19 protein-coding genes are annotated in these 16,147 nt (G+C 65.1%); 9 read left to right on the top strand and 10 right to left on the bottom strand.

Features of this window, described 5'->3' with window-relative positions:
• Nucleotides 1-128 precede the first annotated feature (128 nt).
• The 6 genes from NLM25_RS36450 to NLM25_RS36425 are packed head-to-tail and all read left to right on the top strand — an operon-like array spanning nt 129 to nt 5,545.
• Nucleotides 129-794, top strand: coding sequence for a flagellar hook assembly protein FlgD (locus NLM25_RS36450; protein ID WP_254140110.1), 666 nt, complete (start codon nt 129-131; stop codon nt 792-794).
• A 31-nt stretch (nt 795-825) separates the two neighbouring features.
• A complete protein-coding gene (gene flgE, locus NLM25_RS36445; protein WP_254122675.1) occupies nt 826-2,091 on the top strand; it encodes a flagellar hook protein FlgE in 1,266 nt (421 codons plus the stop codon).
• 3 nt (nt 2,092-2,094) lie between these two features.
• On the top strand, nt 2,095-2,355 hold the full coding sequence (locus NLM25_RS36440) for a hypothetical protein (protein ID WP_254140109.1): 261 nt from the start codon (nt 2,095-2,097) through the stop codon (nt 2,353-2,355).
• A gap of 15 nt (nt 2,356-2,370) precedes the next feature.
• Nucleotides 2,371-2,826: a flagellar protein FlgN gene (locus NLM25_RS36435; protein WP_254122673.1), complete on the top strand. Its 456-nt coding sequence runs from the start codon at nt 2,371-2,373 to the stop codon at nt 2,824-2,826.
• 16 nt (nt 2,827-2,842) lie between these two features.
• Nucleotides 2,843-4,615, top strand: a complete 1,773-nt coding sequence (flgK, locus tag NLM25_RS36430) for a flagellar hook-associated protein FlgK (RefSeq protein WP_254140108.1) — start codon at nt 2,843-2,845, stop codon at nt 4,613-4,615.
• Nucleotides 4,616-4,633: 18 nt separating this feature from the next.
• On the top strand, nt 4,634-5,545 hold the full coding sequence (locus NLM25_RS36425) for a flagellin (RefSeq protein ID WP_254140107.1): 912 nt from the start codon (nt 4,634-4,636) through the stop codon (nt 5,543-5,545).
• Nucleotides 5,546-5,551: 6 nt separating this feature from the next.
• Here the strand turns inward: NLM25_RS36425 and NLM25_RS36420 are convergent, their stop codons facing one another.
• The 10 genes from NLM25_RS36420 to NLM25_RS36380 all read right to left on the bottom strand — a co-directional run bounded on the left by NLM25_RS36420 (nt 5,552) and on the right by NLM25_RS36380 (nt 11,400).
• Nucleotides 5,552-7,126 (bottom strand): AMP-binding protein, encoded by a 1,575-nt coding sequence (locus NLM25_RS36420; protein ID WP_254140106.1) that lies wholly within the window; start codon nt 7,124-7,126, stop codon nt 5,552-5,554.
• A 33-nt stretch (nt 7,127-7,159) separates the two neighbouring features.
• Nucleotides 7,160-7,795 (bottom strand): uracil phosphoribosyltransferase, encoded by a 636-nt coding sequence (gene upp / locus NLM25_RS36415; RefSeq protein ID WP_254140105.1) that lies wholly within the window; start codon nt 7,793-7,795, stop codon nt 7,160-7,162.
• Nucleotides 7,796-7,955: 160 nt separating this feature from the next.
• Nucleotides 7,956-8,084 (bottom strand): hypothetical protein, encoded by a 129-nt coding sequence (locus tag NLM25_RS44010; protein WP_256570789.1) that lies wholly within the window; start codon nt 8,082-8,084, stop codon nt 7,956-7,958.
• Nucleotides 8,085-8,174: 90 nt separating this feature from the next.
• Nucleotides 8,175-8,561 (bottom strand): hypothetical protein, encoded by a 387-nt coding sequence (locus NLM25_RS36410; protein ID WP_254140104.1) that lies wholly within the window; start codon nt 8,559-8,561, stop codon nt 8,175-8,177.
• An 18-nt stretch (nt 8,562-8,579) separates the two neighbouring features.
• Nucleotides 8,580-8,765: a hypothetical protein gene (locus NLM25_RS36405; RefSeq protein ID WP_254140103.1), complete on the bottom strand. Its 186-nt coding sequence runs from the start codon at nt 8,763-8,765 to the stop codon at nt 8,580-8,582.
• Nucleotides 8,766-8,879: 114 nt separating this feature from the next.
• Nucleotides 8,880-9,278 carry a hypothetical protein gene (locus tag NLM25_RS36400; protein ID WP_254140102.1) on the bottom strand — a complete coding sequence of 133 codons (399 nt, stop codon included), beginning with the start codon at nt 9,276-9,278 and terminating at the stop codon, nt 8,880-8,882.
• Nucleotides 9,279-9,303: 25 nt separating this feature from the next.
• Entirely contained in the window at nt 9,304-10,221 is a 918-nt protein-coding gene (gene dapA, locus NLM25_RS36395) for a 4-hydroxy-tetrahydrodipicolinate synthase (RefSeq protein WP_254140101.1), read from the bottom strand.
• A gap of 18 nt (nt 10,222-10,239) precedes the next feature.
• Nucleotides 10,240-10,497: a hypothetical protein gene (locus NLM25_RS36390; protein ID WP_254122664.1), complete on the bottom strand. Its 258-nt coding sequence runs from the start codon at nt 10,495-10,497 to the stop codon at nt 10,240-10,242.
• Between the two features lie 134 nt (nt 10,498-10,631).
• Nucleotides 10,632-10,910 (bottom strand): hypothetical protein, encoded by a 279-nt coding sequence (locus NLM25_RS36385; protein WP_254140100.1) that lies wholly within the window; start codon nt 10,908-10,910, stop codon nt 10,632-10,634.
• 22 nt (nt 10,911-10,932) lie between these two features.
• Nucleotides 10,933-11,400, bottom strand: coding sequence for a hypothetical protein (locus tag NLM25_RS36380; protein WP_254140099.1), 468 nt, complete (start codon nt 11,398-11,400; stop codon nt 10,933-10,935).
• A 497-nt stretch (nt 11,401-11,897) separates the two neighbouring features.
• Here NLM25_RS36380 and NLM25_RS36375 point away from each other — a divergent pair, with 497 nt between their 5' ends.
• The 3 genes from NLM25_RS36375 to kdpB all read left to right on the top strand — a co-directional run bounded on the left by NLM25_RS36375 (nt 11,898) and on the right by kdpB (nt 15,968).
• Nucleotides 11,898-11,987, top strand: coding sequence for a K(+)-transporting ATPase subunit F (locus NLM25_RS36375; RefSeq protein ID WP_035698142.1), 90 nt, complete (start codon nt 11,898-11,900; stop codon nt 11,985-11,987).
• Nucleotides 11,988-12,099: 112 nt separating this feature from the next.
• On the top strand, nt 12,100-13,803 hold the full coding sequence (gene kdpA / locus NLM25_RS36370) for a potassium-transporting ATPase subunit KdpA (protein WP_254140098.1): 1,704 nt from the start codon (nt 12,100-12,102) through the stop codon (nt 13,801-13,803).
• Between the two features lie 50 nt (nt 13,804-13,853).
• Nucleotides 13,854-15,968: a potassium-transporting ATPase subunit KdpB gene (kdpB, locus tag NLM25_RS36365; protein ID WP_254140097.1), complete on the top strand. Its 2,115-nt coding sequence runs from the start codon at nt 13,854-13,856 to the stop codon at nt 15,966-15,968.
• Nucleotides 15,969-16,147: the final 179 nt, after the last annotated feature.

Here is a 16,147-nt window from a genome sequence, read left to right as displayed (position 1 = left end):
CGAATGCCGTTTTCGCGCACGCGAATCCCTGCCTGAATCCGCGCGCCCAACCGTTTCATCAGCACACAGATTTCAAGCGCGCCGACCGACGTCTGGTCGCTGGCCGCGCAAGGAAGCCGGAGTTTCTGATGACCGTTTCCGCCGCGAGTTCCGCAACGACTGCGACCACGACGACGTCGTCGTCGAGCACATCATCCAGTTCGTCGCTGACCTCCAGTGATTTCCTCAGCCTGCTCGTCAGCGAGCTTCAGAACCAGGATCCGCTGAACGCGACCTCGACGACGGACTTCATCAATCAGCTCACCTCCTACGCCAACTTCACCCAGCAGCAGTCGATCAACTCGAACATGTCTTCGCTGGCGAGCTCGTTCTCGAGCCTCGTGACGCTCAATTCGGTGAACTATATCGGCCACACCGTCGAGGCGAAGACCGACACGTCGACCCTGAGCAACGGCTCGGCGACGTTCGGCTACTCGCTGTCCTCGGCTGCTTCGAATGTCTCGATCAGCATCTCGGATTCCTCCGGCAACGTCGTCTACACCGGCACCGGCACGGGCAATTCAGGCTCCAACAGCTTCACCTGGGACGGCAAGGATTCCAGCGGCAACCAGCTCTCCGACGGTGGCCAGTACACCATCTCGGTGACCGCGACCGATTCCGCCGGCAACTCTGTCCTCAACTACACGACCGTCACCGGCACGGTGACCGGCATCGACACCTCGACCTCCACGCCCTCGCTCACGGTGAACGGCGTCGCCGTCAGCGCCGCCAACATCCTCGGCGTCACGTCCTGATCCCGCGTCCTGATTTCCTCGGAGTTTCATCATGAGTCTCACCGGTGCATTATCTTCGGCGATCTCGGCGCTCAGCGCCCAGAGCCAATCCCTGTCGATGATCAGCGACAACATCGCCAACTCCGATACGACCGGCTACAAGACGACGTCGGCGATGTTCGACGCGCTCGTGACCGCGTCGAGCAATACCACCTCGTATGCGTCGGGCGGCGTCACCGTCTCGGGCCGCGCCAACATCAGCCAGCAGGGCCTGCTGGCGGCGACCTCCAATGCCACCGACGTCGCCATCCAGGGCTCGGGCTTCTTCGTGGTGACCAGCGCCACGTCCGGCGGCATCACGTCCTACACCCGCAACGGCGCCTTCACGATCAACAATGCCGGCTATCTCGAGAACAACGGCAGCTACCTCGAGGGTTGGCGCACCGACGCGGACGGCAATGTGGTCGGCAGCGAGTCGGCCAGCAACCTCTCGGCCATCAATACCCAGATCGCCTCGACCAGCGGCAGCGCCACTACCAAGACCACGATCGCGGCCAATTTGCCGTCGGACGCTGCCACCGGCGACACCTATACCAGCTCGATGACGGTGTATGACTCCCTCGGTGCTGCCAACACGATGCAGATCACCTGGAGCAAGACCGGCACCAACACCTGGAGCGCGAGCTTCGCCAATCCGACCTCTTCGTCGGATACCACGACCGCGACAGGCACGGCCTCGGGCACGATCGACATCACCTTCAACAGCGACGGCTCGCTAGCCAGCACCAGCCCGGACCCGGCGACCGTCTCGATCACGGGCTGGACCGATGGCGCGGCCGACAGCACCGTGACCATGGACCTCGGCACGGTCGGCGGCACCGATGGCCTGACGCAATATGCCTCCGGCGAAACGACGCCCGATGTCAACGTCACCAGCATCGACTCCGATGGCCTGTCCTACGGCAAGCTGTCCAGCATCTCGATCGGCAAGAACGGTGTCGTCGATGCGACCTATTCCAACGGCGAGACCATCGCGATCTACAAGATCGCGGTGGCGACGTTCGCCGATCCCAACGGTCTCTCCGCGGCCAGCGACGGACTCTATTCGGCGACCGTGGCGTCGGGGAATGCCTCCTTGCAGGCGTCCGGCGAGAATGGTGCGGGCACGGTCTACGGCAGCGAGCTGGAATCCTCGACCACCGATACCTCCAGCCAGTTCTCGAGCATGATCTCGGCGCAGCAGGCCTATTCCGCCGCGTCCCAGGTCATCTCCACCGTCAACAAGATGTACGACACCCTGATCTCGGCGATGAGGTGAGCGATGCGTGGTGAGAAAGCGAGCGCCGCCGGAGAGGCGCTGCTGCGCCGGCTGAAGCGCCTGGTGGCCCGGGCGTCAACCGCCAAAGGCGATGACCGCAAGCAATTGCTTGCGCTGCTCGACGACGTCGAGACGACACGGCGCGGTCTCCTGCGGGAATGTGCGGAGATCGAGGGCGAGATGAGGCAGGCAACCGTCAGGACGACCGCGATCGGCGCGTATTTGCGTGGTTCGCAAGTCCACCGCGGCAAACGGCACAACTAGAAGAAGGCGATCACCATGACTGTAGCTCAAGCCACTCGGACAAGCGCCGCAAATGGCGATGCCCGGATCAAGTCGCTGATCACGCTGATCGACACGCTGACCGCGCTGGTCGCCGAGGAGAATGCCGAACTCGCTAAAGGCCTGCCGGCCTCGCGCCTGAAGCAGGTCGACGAGAAGAATCGCCTGGCGGAGATGTTCGAACGCACCGTCGCCGAATGCGCGGCGGGGACGACCAGCCTCAACGTACGCGACCGGATCCTGCGCGAGCAGCTCATGGAGCGGATCCTGAAGCTGCGTATGGCGATGGACGAGAATCTGGTGCGCCTGCGCGCGGCCATCGAGGCCAGCAACCGCCGGATCGAAGCCGTTATGCAGGCGATCCGCGAGCAGATCGCGGCGGTATCGCCCTATGGCGCCTCCGGCCGGCTCGCCGCGCGCGCGGTCTCCAGCGGCACCAGCCGCAGCGCCTGACGACGGAGGACACGCCGTGTCGCTCGATATCGCACGATCGATCGCCTTCAGCGGCCTGTCGGCCACGTCGGTGCAGATCAGCGTGACGTCGTCGAACATCTCGAACGCCGACACGACCGGCTATACGGCGAAGACCGCGAACCAGTCGAGCAGCGTCACCAACGGCGTCGGCACCGGCGTCACGGTGACCGGCATCACCTCGACGGTCGACAAGCTGCTGCTGAAGTCGTTGATTTCCGCGACCTCCGACCTCGGCTCCGCCGATACCACCAACACCTACCTGACGTCGCTGGAAAAGCTCTACGGCTCGACCAGCAGTACGGACAGTTCGTCGACCGGGACCTCTCTCGCCAACAGCATTGCTTCGCTGGAATCGGCGCTGTCGTCGCTGGCGAGCACGCCGAGCAGCGCCTCGTTGCAATCCAACGTCGTCAGCGCGCTCGACGACGTCGCGAGCCAGTTGCGGGAGACGTCGAGCAGCATCCAGAAGCTCCGCTCCGATGCCGACCAGGACATCGCGTCCTCGATCGATGACGTCAATACGGACCTGCAGCAGATCGCGGATCTGAACGCGCAGATCAAGCAGACCGCGGCGGCCGGCCAGTCGACCGCGGATCTGGAGGACCAGCGCAACACCGCGCTCCAGGACCTCGCGTCCAGGATGAACATCAATTATTTCACGGCATCGAACGGCGATATCCAGATCTACACCAAGTCCGGCCAGGCGCTGGTCGACAGTTCCGCGCATACCATCAGCTATACCGCCGCCGCCAATGTGACGGCGGCGACGACCTATACCGCCGGTTCCTCGTCGAGCGGCTTCAGCGCGATCACGGTGAACGGGGTCGACATCACCTCGCAGATCACAGGCGGGGACATCGGCGCGCTCATCACGCTCCGCGACACGACACTGCCGAACGCGCAGTCCCAGCTCGATCAGCTCGCCCAGCAGCTTGCGTCCGCAATGAACAGCGTCTCGAACAGCGCCTCCGCTGTGCCGGCGCCGACGAGCCTCACAGGGACGACCAGCGTCACCAGCAGCACGGCGCTGTCCGCCACCGGCACAGTGCGTCTTGCCGTCACCGACCAGAGCGGCAATCTGGTCTCCTACGGCGATCTCGACCTGTCGTCCTATTCCACCGTCGGCGACCTCGTCACCGCCATCAACGGCATCTCCGGACTGTCGGCCTCAGTCGACGCGGACGGCCATCTCTCGATCACCGCGACCGGCTCGGGCAACGGCGTCGCCATCAACCAGATGACGAGCTCGGTGGGGAGCTCGGGCGAGGGATTTTCCGAGCATTTCGGCCTCAACGACCTCGTGACCGGAACGAGCGCCGCTGACATCGCGGTCAACAGCAAGATCCTGTCAGGCACGAACGAGCTGCAACTGGCGACGCTGGACTCCTCGTCGAGCCTGACGGTGGGCAGCACCGTGCTGTCGTCGGGATCGGCCACCGTCGTCAACGCCTTCTACGACGCGCTGACGGACTCCCGGACATTCGCCACCACCGGCGGGCTCGCCGCCACCACCGGTTCGCTCGCCGATTATGCCTCGGCCATCGTGGCCGACGTGGCCAGCAAGGCCTCGCAGGCGTCCACCGATTACACCGCGAAGGAAACCGCGCAGTCGACCTATGCGAGTTCGCTGTCCTCGCAATCCGGCGTCAACCTCGACGAGGAGTCCGCCAAGCTCAGCACGCTTCAGAACAAGTACACCGCGGCCTCCGCGCTGATCCAGGCCATCAACACCATGTATTCGGCGCTGCTGTCCGCCGTGCAGTCGTAAACAGCCGGGAGCGGGCTCATGGTCGCGATGCGGGTCGCCACCTTCGCGCAGTCGAACAAGATGATCGCCGACGCGATGCGCGTGGAGACGGTCATGGCCAACAAGCAGATCCAGGAATCGTCGGGCGTGATCTCGAGCGATTTCGGCGGTTATGGGTCGGATGCGCAGCATGTCGTCAATCTCCAGGTCTCGGTGACTCGCGCGCAATCCTATATCGATGCCGCGACGCTCGCCGACAGCAAGGTCCAGGTGATGTATTCGGCGATCGGATCGATGACCGACATCCTCACGCAGCTCCGCTCCCAGCTCAGCGCGGCCTCGACCGGCAGCTCGACCGAGACGAATTCGGTGATCACCACCGCCCAGCAGATGCTGGAGGAGATGGGTTCGCTGATGAACACGCAATATGACGGCCAGTATGTGTTCGCCGGCGGCAAGACCGACACCGCGCCGGTCGATCTCACGAGCTTCGCGTCCGGTACCGGCTCCCTGACCACGACCGACACCAGCTACTACAACGGCGACGACGAGATCGCCTCGGTGCGGGTCGCCGCCGACGAGACGGTGTCTTACGGCATCACCGCCGACAATTCGGCGTTCGAGGAGGTGATGCGGGTGCTCAAATTCGTGGCCAACAGCACCTCGCTGTCGTCCTCGGATATCACCAGCGCGCTCGATCTTGCCGGCACGGCGCTCGACGACACCGCGGCGGTGCAGGCCAAGCTGTCGAACAACGCGTCTTCGATCGAGACGGCGAGCTCGCGCCAGACCGACTACAAGAGCTATGCCGAGACGCTGTCAAACGACCTTACCGGCGTCGACGTCGCCGCCATCACGGCGCAGCTGTCGACCTATCAGGCGCAGCTCACGGCGTCCTATTCGGCGCTCGCCAAGATCCTGAGCATCAATCTGGCGAGCTACCTGAAATAGGCCGGCCTATTCGGAAGCGATCCGTTCCATCGCCATGTCGCGTAGCCGGGCGCGCTGGATCTTCACGCCATTGGCGCTGTCGGTGACCGGGAAGGCATCCACGACGTAGATCCGTGCCGGGACCTTGTAGCCGGCGAGCCGCTCGCGAAGGCGCGCAGTCAGCGCCTCCTGCTGCGGTGGTTCCTGGTGCGGGATCACGAAGGCGACGCAGCGTGCGGTCCCCTTCAGATCGACCGCGACGACCTGGGCGTCGGCCACTCCCGTGCAGGATTTGAGCTCGTCCTCGATCTCGCCGGGCGCGACCAGGAAGCCGCCGAGCCGCATGGCGTCGCCCGCGCGGGTCTCGTAGACGAAGGCGCCGTCGCCGCGGAGATGGCCGATGTCACCGGTGCGGAAGAAGCCGTCGGCTGTGATCGCATCGCGCGTTGCGTCCGGGTTGTTGAAATAGCCGAGGAAGCACGAGGGCGCGCTGATCTCGATCTCGCCGGCGACGCCTTGGGCCGCGAGCTCGCCGGTTTCGGTGTCGCGCACGCGCACCTTCGTGTCGGGGGACATCGGCCAGCCGCCGCCCTCGATGCGGTCGGCGAAGGCGTCACTGACGCGGGCGATCGAGAACAGGGCCTGCACCTCGCTCGACCCGTAGAGGCCGAACAGCTTCATGCCGCGCGCCTCGGCCTCTACGGCGAGCTCGCGCCAGCCGGGCTGGAACGCGGCGAAGCCGCAGATCTCGAGATGCGGGAACGGCCGCGGCACATCGGTGAGCGCGAGGATGCGGCGGAACATCTCATCGGAGCCGAACGAGTGGGTGATCTCGTGCTCGTTGAGGATTTTGAGCGCCGGTGCCGCCTCGAAGGCGTCGAGCGCATGGACGGTCGCACCCGCGGCGATGAAGCCGAGCAGGCTCGTCATGCCGAAGGTGCCGCAGAATGGCAGCATGGCCAGCAGCGAATGACGCTGCGGCGAGAGGTTCAGCGCCTTGGCGACGGAGGTGGCGTGCGTGGCCAGCGTCCGCTGCGAATGCGCGACGAGTTTCGGTCCCTTGGTCGTGCCGGACGTGGTGTAGAGCAGCACGGGCAGGTCGACATCGTCCTGGGGTGGCGGGGCTGGTGGATATGCCTTGTCGAAGGCGTCGAAGCGCACGCAGGGCCAGTGTGCGGGGATCGTATCCGCGCCAACCACTGCGAGCTCCCGCAGCGCCGGAACCTCGTCCCTGGCCACGTCGGCGAGGATGGCGGCAAAATCGATCGAGCGGAAGGCGGCCTCGACCACCATCAGCCTGGCGCCAGAGACCTTGAGCAGATGCGCGACCTCGGCGCTGCGGTAGCGCGTATTGACCGCGGCGACGATCGCGCCACAGCGGGCGGCAGCGAACAGCAGCGCGATCCATTCGATCCGGTTGACCAGCCAGACCGCGACCACGTCGCCCTTGCCGATGCCCTGAGCCGCGAGCCAGGCGGCGGTCTGCTCGACCTTCCGTGAAAACTCGGCGCGTGAGGCTGGCGTGCCGTCGAACACGAAGGCGGGATCGGACGTGGGTTCGGTGCCGATCAGCGATTGAAGCGAAAATGGGTTGGCGCTCATGGCAACCGGACTAACCCGATCGCGCAAACCTGTCTACTTGGTGCCGAACATCCGGTCGCCGGCGTCGCCAAGGCCCGGTACGATGTAGCCGTGGTCATTGAGCCGCTCGTCGATCGCGGCGGTCCAGACCGGCACGTCGGGATGCTCGCTCTGGAACTGCGCGATGCCCTCGGGCGCGGCCAGCAGGCAGACGAAACGGATGTCGCGGGCGCCGCGCGCCTTGAGCAGGGAGGCGCCGGCGCAGGCGGAGTTACCGGTCGCCAGCATCGGGTCCATCAGGATCACGGTGCGGTCGGACAGGTCCTGCGGCGCCTTGAAGTAATATTCCACGGCCTGCAAGGTTTCGGGATCGCGGTAGAGCCCGATATGGGCGATGCGCGCCGAGGGCATCAGCGCCAGCATGCCGTCGAGGAAGCCGACGCCGGCGCGCAGGATCGGCGCCAACGTGAGCTTCTTGCCGGCGATCTTCGGCGCCAGCATCGGCGAGATCGGCGTCTCGATGTCCACCAGCTCCAGCGGCAGGTCGCGCGTCACCTCGTAGCCGAGCAGCATCCCGATCTCGTTCAGGATCTCGCGAAAGCTCTTGGTCGAGCGGTCCTTCTCTCGCATCAGGGAGAGCTTGTGCTGGACCAGGGGGTGGGCGACGACGTTGACGCTGCTTGTGCTCATGAAACCGCTCTACACGGTTCCGTGAAATTGCGCCAGATCGGCCCGGCCTTTCGCTCAGGTCTTTTCCGCGGGGATACGCGGCCTCCGGCGGGCACCGCGACCGCGCTGTGCGTCCGGTTGCTCGCCGCGTAGGCACCATCGTCGATCGATGTGCCGGGTTCTAAACTCCCAGACCGCGCGCAAGCAGCGTGATCACGAGCGTCAGGACTGCTCCCCAGATCAGGCTCAGCGTCATGGTCAGGATCGTCGTGGTGACCGCCTGCTCCAGATTTCCCTTGAGGAGCTGCATGCTACCTGTCCGAGGCCGTGGCCGCGGTGATGCGCATGCCGAGCAGCAGCGCGCACATCAATGCAACCAGGATGCCGATCTTGAGCTCGATCATGGCCGTAGCCTTGCGGCGATGCGCGCAAAAAGCCGCCTGGCTCCATCTGCCAACACGATCAGGGGATTGCCGCGGTTCTCGATGTCGAGCTCAAAGGTCTCGGCGGGGAATACGAGTGCGCACCGCGTCAGCCCGCTCTGCCGGTTGGCGAAGTCGACCGCCGAGCTCTTGAACAGGAACAGACCGCCGACGCGCCCATTCGCTTCGCGAGCGACCCAGAGGCCCGCGCCGTTGCGTCCGATGAAGAAGGCGGGGATGGCGGCGCTGACGACATCGGGGTCGAGCGGCTTGAGTGCCGTCGCCTGTTGCGCGTCAGGCCGGCGACGGGTGGCTTGAAGGGCGATCGCGGCCATGGCGGCCTCTTCACACATCTGCAAGGTCATGATGGTCTCCCATGCCCGTTAGGGGAGAAGGTGCCAGACATAGATCGTGGTCCTCAGCGCGATCAGCGCTGTGAGCACGCTGCCCATCGTGAGCACGGTCAGTGCGCCGAGCGCGACACGCTTGAGCCGGGCCTTGCGCTCCGGCGAGATCCGCGCAGGGGCCAGGTCAACGGAGTGTTCAAGGCCGTGAGTCAGCATCGACATCTCGATATTCCTTCGTCAGCATGGCGGTGGCCGAGGCCGCCGCAATCTGCCCCGAATGATGGCCATGAGCGCGTAGGATTGCGAGATGCGCGCCGGGCTCGCCGCATAGGAATCTCATAAAGATGCCGTCCGTCGCGTCGGAAGCCCTCTGAACAGGTCGCGGTTGCGCTTCGGACGAACTTCGGGCGGGGCAGGATCCGAACGCAAGATTCCGACGGCCGATGCAAAAGCCAGCCGCAGCCGCGGCTCGTTGATCTCACCACAGAAGCGGTCCAGGACCGCTGTCGCGTTCTCTCCCTCGCCACGGATAGCTGCGCAGAGCCGGGAGCTGGATCGGCGGAAGAAGTGGAGTGAGTCATCCGCGTTGCGCCGGTCGAGGCGATCGAGTTCTCCGGCAAGTGCGACGACATTCACCCGGTCGCAATCGTCCAGCGTGACGGCAAAGCGCAGCAGCGCCAATTGCCAGGCACAGAGCAGCCTGTGATGTCCATCGGCTGACGGCGGTGAGCTCATGCGAGATCCGATCGAACCCGAAACGTCAGGCACCGACGCTGTCGATCAGCTCTTCATCGGAGAGCGCAGCGAACGCCCGGACGACCTCCGCGCGAGCGGGAGCGTCCAGCGGCACGATCGGCAGCCGCGTGTCCGGCTGCATCAAGCCAAGCATGCTCAGGGCGAATTTGAGCGCCGCCGGGCTCTCCTTGGCGAGGCACGCGATGAGCGGCATCAGCCGCTTGTCGAGGTAGCGGGCGGATTGCAGCCGGCCCTGCCTGACATGTGAGAAGATCGTCCGGCAGAGATCCGGCGCGATGTTGGATATCTCCGAGATCGCGCCATCGCCGCCGTCCGCGATGAAGCCGAAGGCGGTGCTGTCGTCGCCGGAGAGACAGCGAAAGCCGGCAGGCAGGTGGCGGGACAGCCGCATCGGGCGGGTGATGTCATGGCTTCCGTCGCGCAGACCCACGAACTGGCGGGATTCGACGAGGCGCAGAAGCGTCTCGTCGGCGAGCGGTCGCAGTGTGCGGGAGGGAGTATCGTGCAGGATCACGGGCAGGCCGACCGAGCCGGCAAGGCTGCGGAAGTGCGCGAGCATCCCCTCCTGCATCGGCTTGTTGTAGGCGGGGACCACCGACATGATTGCATCGGCTCCGGCGGCTTCCGCGCGCCGCGCGAGCTCGACGGCGTGGCTCGTTGAATTCGACACCACGCCGGCGATGATCCGAACACGGCCGCGGGCGACATCGACCGCGGCGCGAATGACCAGCTCCTGCTCGGCCGGCGAGAGCGTTGGCGCTTCGCCTGCCGTCTCGCAGACCACGAGCGCGGGGACGCCGGCGGCGATCTGGCGCTCGCAGAGCGCGGCGAACGCCTTCAGGTCGATCGCGTCGGACGAATCGAACGGTGTCGGCAGGTCCGGAATGAACCCGGTGAACCAGGCGGAGGGCGGGATGAACATGGCTTTTGCCTGAGGGGTTCAGGCGGCGCGCTTGGGCGCGGCGGCATCGGGCCTTCTGCCCATGTCGAGCTCGATCTCGCGCGGCAGCTCGACGATGGTTTCGGGATGCTGGCCGTTTTCGAACAGCGCGTATTTGATCGCCTGCGCGCGGTTGACGAACAGGCCGCCATAGAGGCCGTTCTGTTCCTGGGCGACCCATTGTCCCCGCCGGTTCTTGCCGATGAAGACTATGGTCGAGGGCGAGCTGCACGACGAGGGAGGTTCGACGAGTTTCACGGATCTATTCCTTCCGATTGACGAAGGTCGCGGGGCGCATGTCCCGCGGCCACCCGATCAATATCTTTTCAAGCGAATATGATTTCGAGTGAGGCCGTGCGGTGATCGCATAGGAACGTCATAAAGCCTGATGTTCAGGCCAGTTCGTTGACGACATGAACCAGTGCGAACAGTGCGCCGAAGGCGACGCCTTCGTCCCAATGATTGAGGACGGCACCGAACAGCGGCTCGCGCCTGACGAGGCCGGCGAGGGCGCACAGAATGATCGACATCCAGAGCAGGGCGGCGAGGCTCCGCCCGAAGCCGACGCTGCCGAAGGCGGCAAAGGCGGCGAGCAGCGCGATGCGGACGGCAAAGCGCGCGATCACCCGAGCAGGGCTCGGGCCCCGCGATATGTCCGAAGATTGCGGCAAGGCGCGAACCTGTCAGGCTGGCTTAGCTGAAATTCTCGCAAGCAACCGGCTCGTAGAGAGCGTCCAGGGTTGGGCGCACGGTGGGGACGCTTGGCCGTGAAACCTCCACGGCCAGTGCCTTGACCTCGATGAAGGCCGACAGCAATGCCAGGGCGAGGTCGGCATGCCGGGCTTCGACCGCGGCGTCGAGCCAATCCGGCAGCTCGCGCTCGCGCGACAGCGCACAATGCCACTCGCCTTCGTCATAGGCGATGCGGCGAACCTGCCACAGCGGCAGCTCGAGCTCCATCAGCGCCAGCGCGGCATCGGTCCAGGCCTCCGCATCGACGAAACGCATCACGCGCGCGGTGCGCTCGCTTTGCCCGAGCGAGGGAAAGCGCCGGCAGGTGTGATCGATGACATCGAGCATCAGCGACCGCGTCATCACTGGCGCCGCGCGAAGGCGCTGGTTGAGGGAAGGTCGGGAAAGACGTCGGAGAGCGGCGGTCATGTCAGGCCTCCTGGAGTTGGCGTCGGTCAGTCGGCCGGCCTCTCCAAGATGGCCAAAAGTGCATTTGAAAACGAGATGGGGACGGGGCGGGAGATATAGTGATTTCATAAGTGACGATGGGAGTGCGCGAGGGGGCGCAACGTGCGGCCAATTCCCCTTCTGTCGTCCCCGCGGACACGGGGACGACAGCTCCGTGCGGGCAGGCACTGGCCCCAGCCTTTATGAGATTCCTATATCTTCGCCATAGGCCTCATCTCGAAAACCTATGCCTGTGCTGGCATTTCAGCACGGTCAAAAGTCCCGACTGGCGGTTGTGGAAATGCGCCTGCGTTTCCATCGAGCTTCGCCGGGTCCCCGAGAAGCAGTTGCGCCGGACATGAGGGCGCAATGAGGAGCAATCCCATGATGGACATCCTGATGCTGGCGCTGGGCTTCGTCTTCTTTGCCCTTGCGATCGGCTACACCTATGCCTGCGAACGGCTGTGAGGGAGCGGACCATGATTTTCGATTATGCGCTCGCCGGCGCCGTCTCGTTCGGCCTCCTGATCTATCTCACCTATGCACTCCTGCGGCCGGAACGGTTCTGAGCCGTGCTGCTCCTTGTCGAATTGCTGCTGGCGGACGCCGTGCTGGTCGCCTGCCTGCTGACGTTGCTCCTGCCGCTTTTGCGCCCGGCACCAAGCCTGAAGGGTTGATTCCATGACCATGATCGGTTGGCTCCAGATCATTCTCTTTTGCGTCATTATCGTCGCGCTCACCAAGCCGCTCGGCGGGTACATGACGGCCGTGTTCAACGGCGAGCGGACGTTTATGTCGCCGGTGCTGCGGCCGATCGAGGCGGGGATCTACTGGTTCTCCGGCGTCGACGAGAAGCGCGAGCAGCATTGGCTGACCTACACGGTCGCGATGCTGCTTTTTCACGTCGGCGGCTTCCTCATCATCTACGGCGTGATGCGGCTTCAGGCCGTGCTGCCGTTCAATCCTGCCGGGCAGTCGGCGGTGGCCCAGGATCTCTCCTTCAACACCGCGATCTCCTTCATCACCAACACCAACTGGCAGAACTACGGCGGCGAGAGCACGGTGTCCTATCTCGTGCAGATGCTCGGCCTGACGCACCAGAACTTCCTGTCGGCGGCAACCGGCATCGCGCTGGCGGTGGCCCTGATTCGCGGCTTCTCGCGCGCCTCGATGCGCACGGTCGGCAATTTCTGGGTCGACGTCACCCGCACGACGCTCTACGTGCTGCTGCCGATCTGCGTCGTCTACTGCCTGTTCCTGGTCTGGCAGGGCATCCCGCAGACACTCGGTGATTACGTCGAGGCGACGACGCTCGAAGGCGCCAAGCAGACCATCGCGGTCGGCCCGGTTGCCTCGCAGGTCGCGATCAAGATGCTGGGCACCAATGGCGGCGGCTTCTTCAATGCCAACGCCGCGCATCCCTTCGAGAACCCGACGGCGCTGTCGAACTTCGTGCAGATGCTGTCGATCTTCCTGATCGGCGCGGCCATGACCAACGTGTTCGGCCGCATGGTCGGCAACCAGCGCCAGGGCTGGGCGATCCTCGCCGTGATGGGCGTGCTGTTCCTCGCCGGCGTTGCCGTCACCTATTCGGCGGAAGCCAACGGCACCTCGACCATGCATGCGCTGGGCCTGACCGGCGGCAACATGGAAGGCAAGGAGGTTCGCTTCGGCATCGTCGCGTCCTCCCTGTTCGCCGTGATCACGACGGCCGCGTCCTGCGGCGCCGTCAATGCCATGCATGACAGCTTCACCGCGCTTGGCGGCATGATTCCGCTGATCAACATGCAGCTCGGCGAAATCATCATCGGCGGCGTCGGCGCCGGTCTCTACGGCATGCTGCTGTTCGTCGTGCTCGCGATCTTCGTCGCCGGCCTGATGGTCGGCCGCACGCCGGAATATGTCGGCAAGAAGATCGAGGCGCGCGAGGTCAAAATGGCGATGCTCGCGATCCTGGTGCTGCCGCTGATGTATCTCGGCTGGACCGCGGTCGGCGTGGTCTATCCGGCGGCGGTCGCCTCCATGGCGAATGCCGGCCCGCACGGCTTCACCGAGGTGCTCTACGCCTTCACCTCGGCGACCGGCAATAACGGCTCGGCCTTTGCGGGCCTCACCGGCAACACCTTGTTCTACAACCTCACGCTCGCCAGCGCGATGTTCGTCGGCCGCTTCTTCATGATCGTCCCGGCGATGGCGATCGCGGGCTCGCTGGCTGCCAAGAAATCGATCCCGCCGTCGGCGGGCACGTTCCCGACCACGGGCGGACTGTTCGTCGGCCTCGTCGTCGGCGTGATCCTGATCATCGGCGGCCTGACCTTCTTCCCGGCGCTCGCGCTCGGTCCGATCGTCGAGCATCTCGCGATGAACGCCGGCCAAGTGTTCTGATCGAAAAATGTTCTGATCGACAGTCTTCTGATGGGTTTGGAGTGACCTCCATGGAAACGATGAAACTGCAAAAACGCGCCTCCGTCTCGGCAATGCTCGACCCCAAGATCGTCGTGCCCGCGATCCGCGCCTCCTTCACCAAGCTCGACCCGCGGCTGATGGTCAAGAACCCCGTGATGTTCGTGGTCGAGATCGTGGCCGCGCTCACCACCGTTATTTTCCTGCGCGATGTTGTGACCGGCGGCGCAAATCTCGGCTTCACCTTCCAGATCATCCTCTGGCTCTGGTTCACGGTGCTGTTCGCCAATTTCGCCGAAGCGGTGGCCGAAGGCCGCGGCAAGGCGCAGGCCGATTCGCTGCGCAAGACCCGCACCGAGAGCCAGGCCAAGCTGCTGACCGGCGCCGGCCAGGCGTTCAAGCTGGTGCCGGGCACCAGCCTGAAGGTCGGCGACATCGTGCTGGTCGAGGCGGGCGATACCATCCCGTCCGACGGCGAGGTGATCGAGGGTGTGGCTTCGGTCAACGAAGCCGCCATCACCGGTGAATCCGCGCCCGTGATCCGCGAATCCGGCGGCGACCGCTCGGCCGTGACAGGCGGCACGCAGGTGCTGTCCGACTGGATCCGTGTCCGCATCACGGCGGCGCAAGGCTCGACCTTCATCGACCGCATGATCAAGCTGGTCGAGGGCGCCGAGCGCGCAAAGACGCCGAACGAGATCGCGCTCAACATCCTGCTCGCCGGTCTCACCATCATCTTCGTGTTCGCCACCGTCACCATTCCGAGCTATGCGGCGTATGCTGGCGGCTCGATCTCGGTGATCGTGCTGGTCGCGCTGTTCGTGACGCTGATCCCGACGACGATCGGCGCGCTGCTGTCGGCGATCGGCATCGCCGGCATGGACCGCCTGGTGCGCTTCAACGTACTGGCGATGTCCGGCCGCGCGGTCGAGGCCGCCGGTGACGTCGATACGCTGCTGCTCGACAAGACCGGCACGATCACGCTCGGCAACCGCCAGGCGACTGCATTCCGTCCCGTGCGCGGCGTCACCGAGCAGGAGCTCGCGGACGCAGCCCAGCTCGCCTCGCTTGCCGACGAGACCCCGGAAGGTCGCTCCATCGTCGTTCTGGCCAAGGAGAAATACGGCATCCGCGGCCGCGACATGGCCGAGCTTGGCGCCACCTTCATTCCGTTCACGGCGCAGACCCGCATGAGCGGCGTCGATGCCGGCGGCTCGTCGGTGCGCAAGGGCGCGGTCGATGCCATGCTCAACTATGTCGGCGGCGGCGCACCGCTGGCCGTTGCCTCCGGCAACACCGCGCGCGCGCTTCAGCCCGCCGGGCTCTCGGACATCGGCCGCGAGGTCCAGGCCATTGCTGACGAGATCTCGAAGGCCGGCGGCACGCCGCTGGCGGTCGCCAGGGACGGCAAGCTGCTCGGCGTGATCCAGCTCAAGGACATCGTCAAGGGCGGCATCCGCGAGCGGTTTGCGGAGCTGCGCCGCATGGGCATCCGCACCGTCATGATCACGGGCGACAACCCGATGACGGCCGCGGCGATCGCGGCGGAGGCGGGCGTCGACGATTTCCTGGCACAGGCAACTCCGGAGGACAAGCTCAAGCTGATCCGCGACGAGCAGGCCAAGGGCAAGCTGGTTGCCATGTGCGGCGACGGCACCAACGACGCGCCGGCGCTCGCGCAGGCCGACGTCGGTGTCGCCATGAACACCGGCACCCAGGCCGCCCGCGAGGCCGGCAACATGGTCGACCTCGATTCCAACCCGACCAAGCTGATCGAGGTGGTCGAGATCGGCAAGCAGCTGCTGATGACGCGCGGGGCGCTGACGACGTTCTCGATCGCCAACGACGTCGCCAAGTATTTCGCCATCATCCCCGCGATGTTCCTGGCGTTCTACCCGCAGCTCAATGTGCTCAACGTCATGAACCTGTCGAGCCCGCAGAGCGCCATCCTGTCGGCGATTATCTTCAACGCGCTCGTCATCATCGGGTTGATCCCGCTCGCTCTGAAGGGCGTTGCCTATCGTGCGGTCGGTGCTGGCGCGCTGCTTCGCCGCAACCTCCTGGTCTACGGCCTCGGCGGCATCGTCATTCCCTTCATCGGCATCAAGGCGATCGATCTCGTCGTTGTTGCCTTGCACCTGGCTTGAAATGTCAAAGCGAGCGACGAGGCGATCCTGCCAGACCCTCATCCTGAGGAGCGCGGAACGCGCGTCTCGAAGGATGAAGGCCCGGCCGGTGGCCTCGCCCTTCGAGACGCCGCGCAGGCGCGGCTCCTCAGGGTGAGGGGCAGGCTTCTTCGCTCGCAATGACGGAAGACATAGGAGAC

The sequence above is a fragment of the Bradyrhizobium sp. CCGB01 genome (assembly GCF_024199795.1).
Classification (GTDB): domain Bacteria; phylum Pseudomonadota; class Alphaproteobacteria; order Rhizobiales; family Xanthobacteraceae; genus Bradyrhizobium.
This window is presented reverse-complemented; position numbering and strand designations above follow the sequence as displayed.

Excerpts from the sequence above, each read along its gene's own strand:
- NLM25_RS36450 (WP_254140110.1), top strand. The coding sequence starts at position 129 with ATGACCGTTTCCGCCGCGAGTTCCGCAACGACTGCGACCACGACGACG.
- flgE (WP_254122675.1), top strand. The coding sequence starts at position 826 with ATGAGTCTCACCGGTGCATTATCTTCGGCGATCTCGGCGCTCAGCGCC.
- NLM25_RS36440 (WP_254140109.1), top strand. The coding sequence starts at position 2,095 with ATGCGTGGTGAGAAAGCGAGCGCCGCCGGAGAGGCGCTGCTGCGCCGG.
- NLM25_RS36435 (WP_254122673.1), top strand. The coding sequence starts at position 2,371 with ATGACTGTAGCTCAAGCCACTCGGACAAGCGCCGCAAATGGCGATGCC.
- NLM25_RS36425 (WP_254140107.1), top strand. The coding sequence starts at position 4,634 with ATGGTCGCGATGCGGGTCGCCACCTTCGCGCAGTCGAACAAGATGATC.
- NLM25_RS36420 (WP_254140106.1), bottom strand. The coding sequence starts at position 7,126 with ATGAGCGCCAACCCATTTTCGCTTCAATCGCTGATCGGCACCGAACCC.
- upp (WP_254140105.1), bottom strand. The coding sequence starts at position 7,795 with ATGAGCACAAGCAGCGTCAACGTCGTCGCCCACCCCCTGGTCCAGCAC.
- NLM25_RS44010 (WP_256570789.1), bottom strand. The coding sequence starts at position 8,084 with ATGCAGCTCCTCAAGGGAAATCTGGAGCAGGCGGTCACCACGACGATC.
- NLM25_RS36410 (WP_254140104.1), bottom strand. The coding sequence starts at position 8,561 with ATGACCTTGCAGATGTGTGAAGAGGCCGCCATGGCCGCGATCGCCCTT.
- NLM25_RS36405 (WP_254140103.1), bottom strand. The coding sequence starts at position 8,765 with ATGTCGATGCTGACTCACGGCCTTGAACACTCCGTTGACCTGGCCCCT.
- NLM25_RS36400 (WP_254140102.1), bottom strand. The coding sequence starts at position 9,278 with ATGAGCTCACCGCCGTCAGCCGATGGACATCACAGGCTGCTCTGTGCC.
- dapA (WP_254140101.1), bottom strand. The coding sequence starts at position 10,221 with ATGTTCATCCCGCCCTCCGCCTGGTTCACCGGGTTCATTCCGGACCTG.
- NLM25_RS36380 (WP_254140099.1), bottom strand. The coding sequence starts at position 11,400 with ATGACCGCCGCTCTCCGACGTCTTTCCCGACCTTCCCTCAACCAGCGC.
- NLM25_RS36375 (WP_035698142.1), top strand. The coding sequence starts at position 11,898 with ATGATTTTCGATTATGCGCTCGCCGGCGCCGTCTCGTTCGGCCTCCTG.
- kdpA (WP_254140098.1), top strand. The coding sequence starts at position 12,100 with ATGACCATGATCGGTTGGCTCCAGATCATTCTCTTTTGCGTCATTATC.
- kdpB (WP_254140097.1), top strand. The coding sequence starts at position 13,854 with ATGGAAACGATGAAACTGCAAAAACGCGCCTCCGTCTCGGCAATGCTC.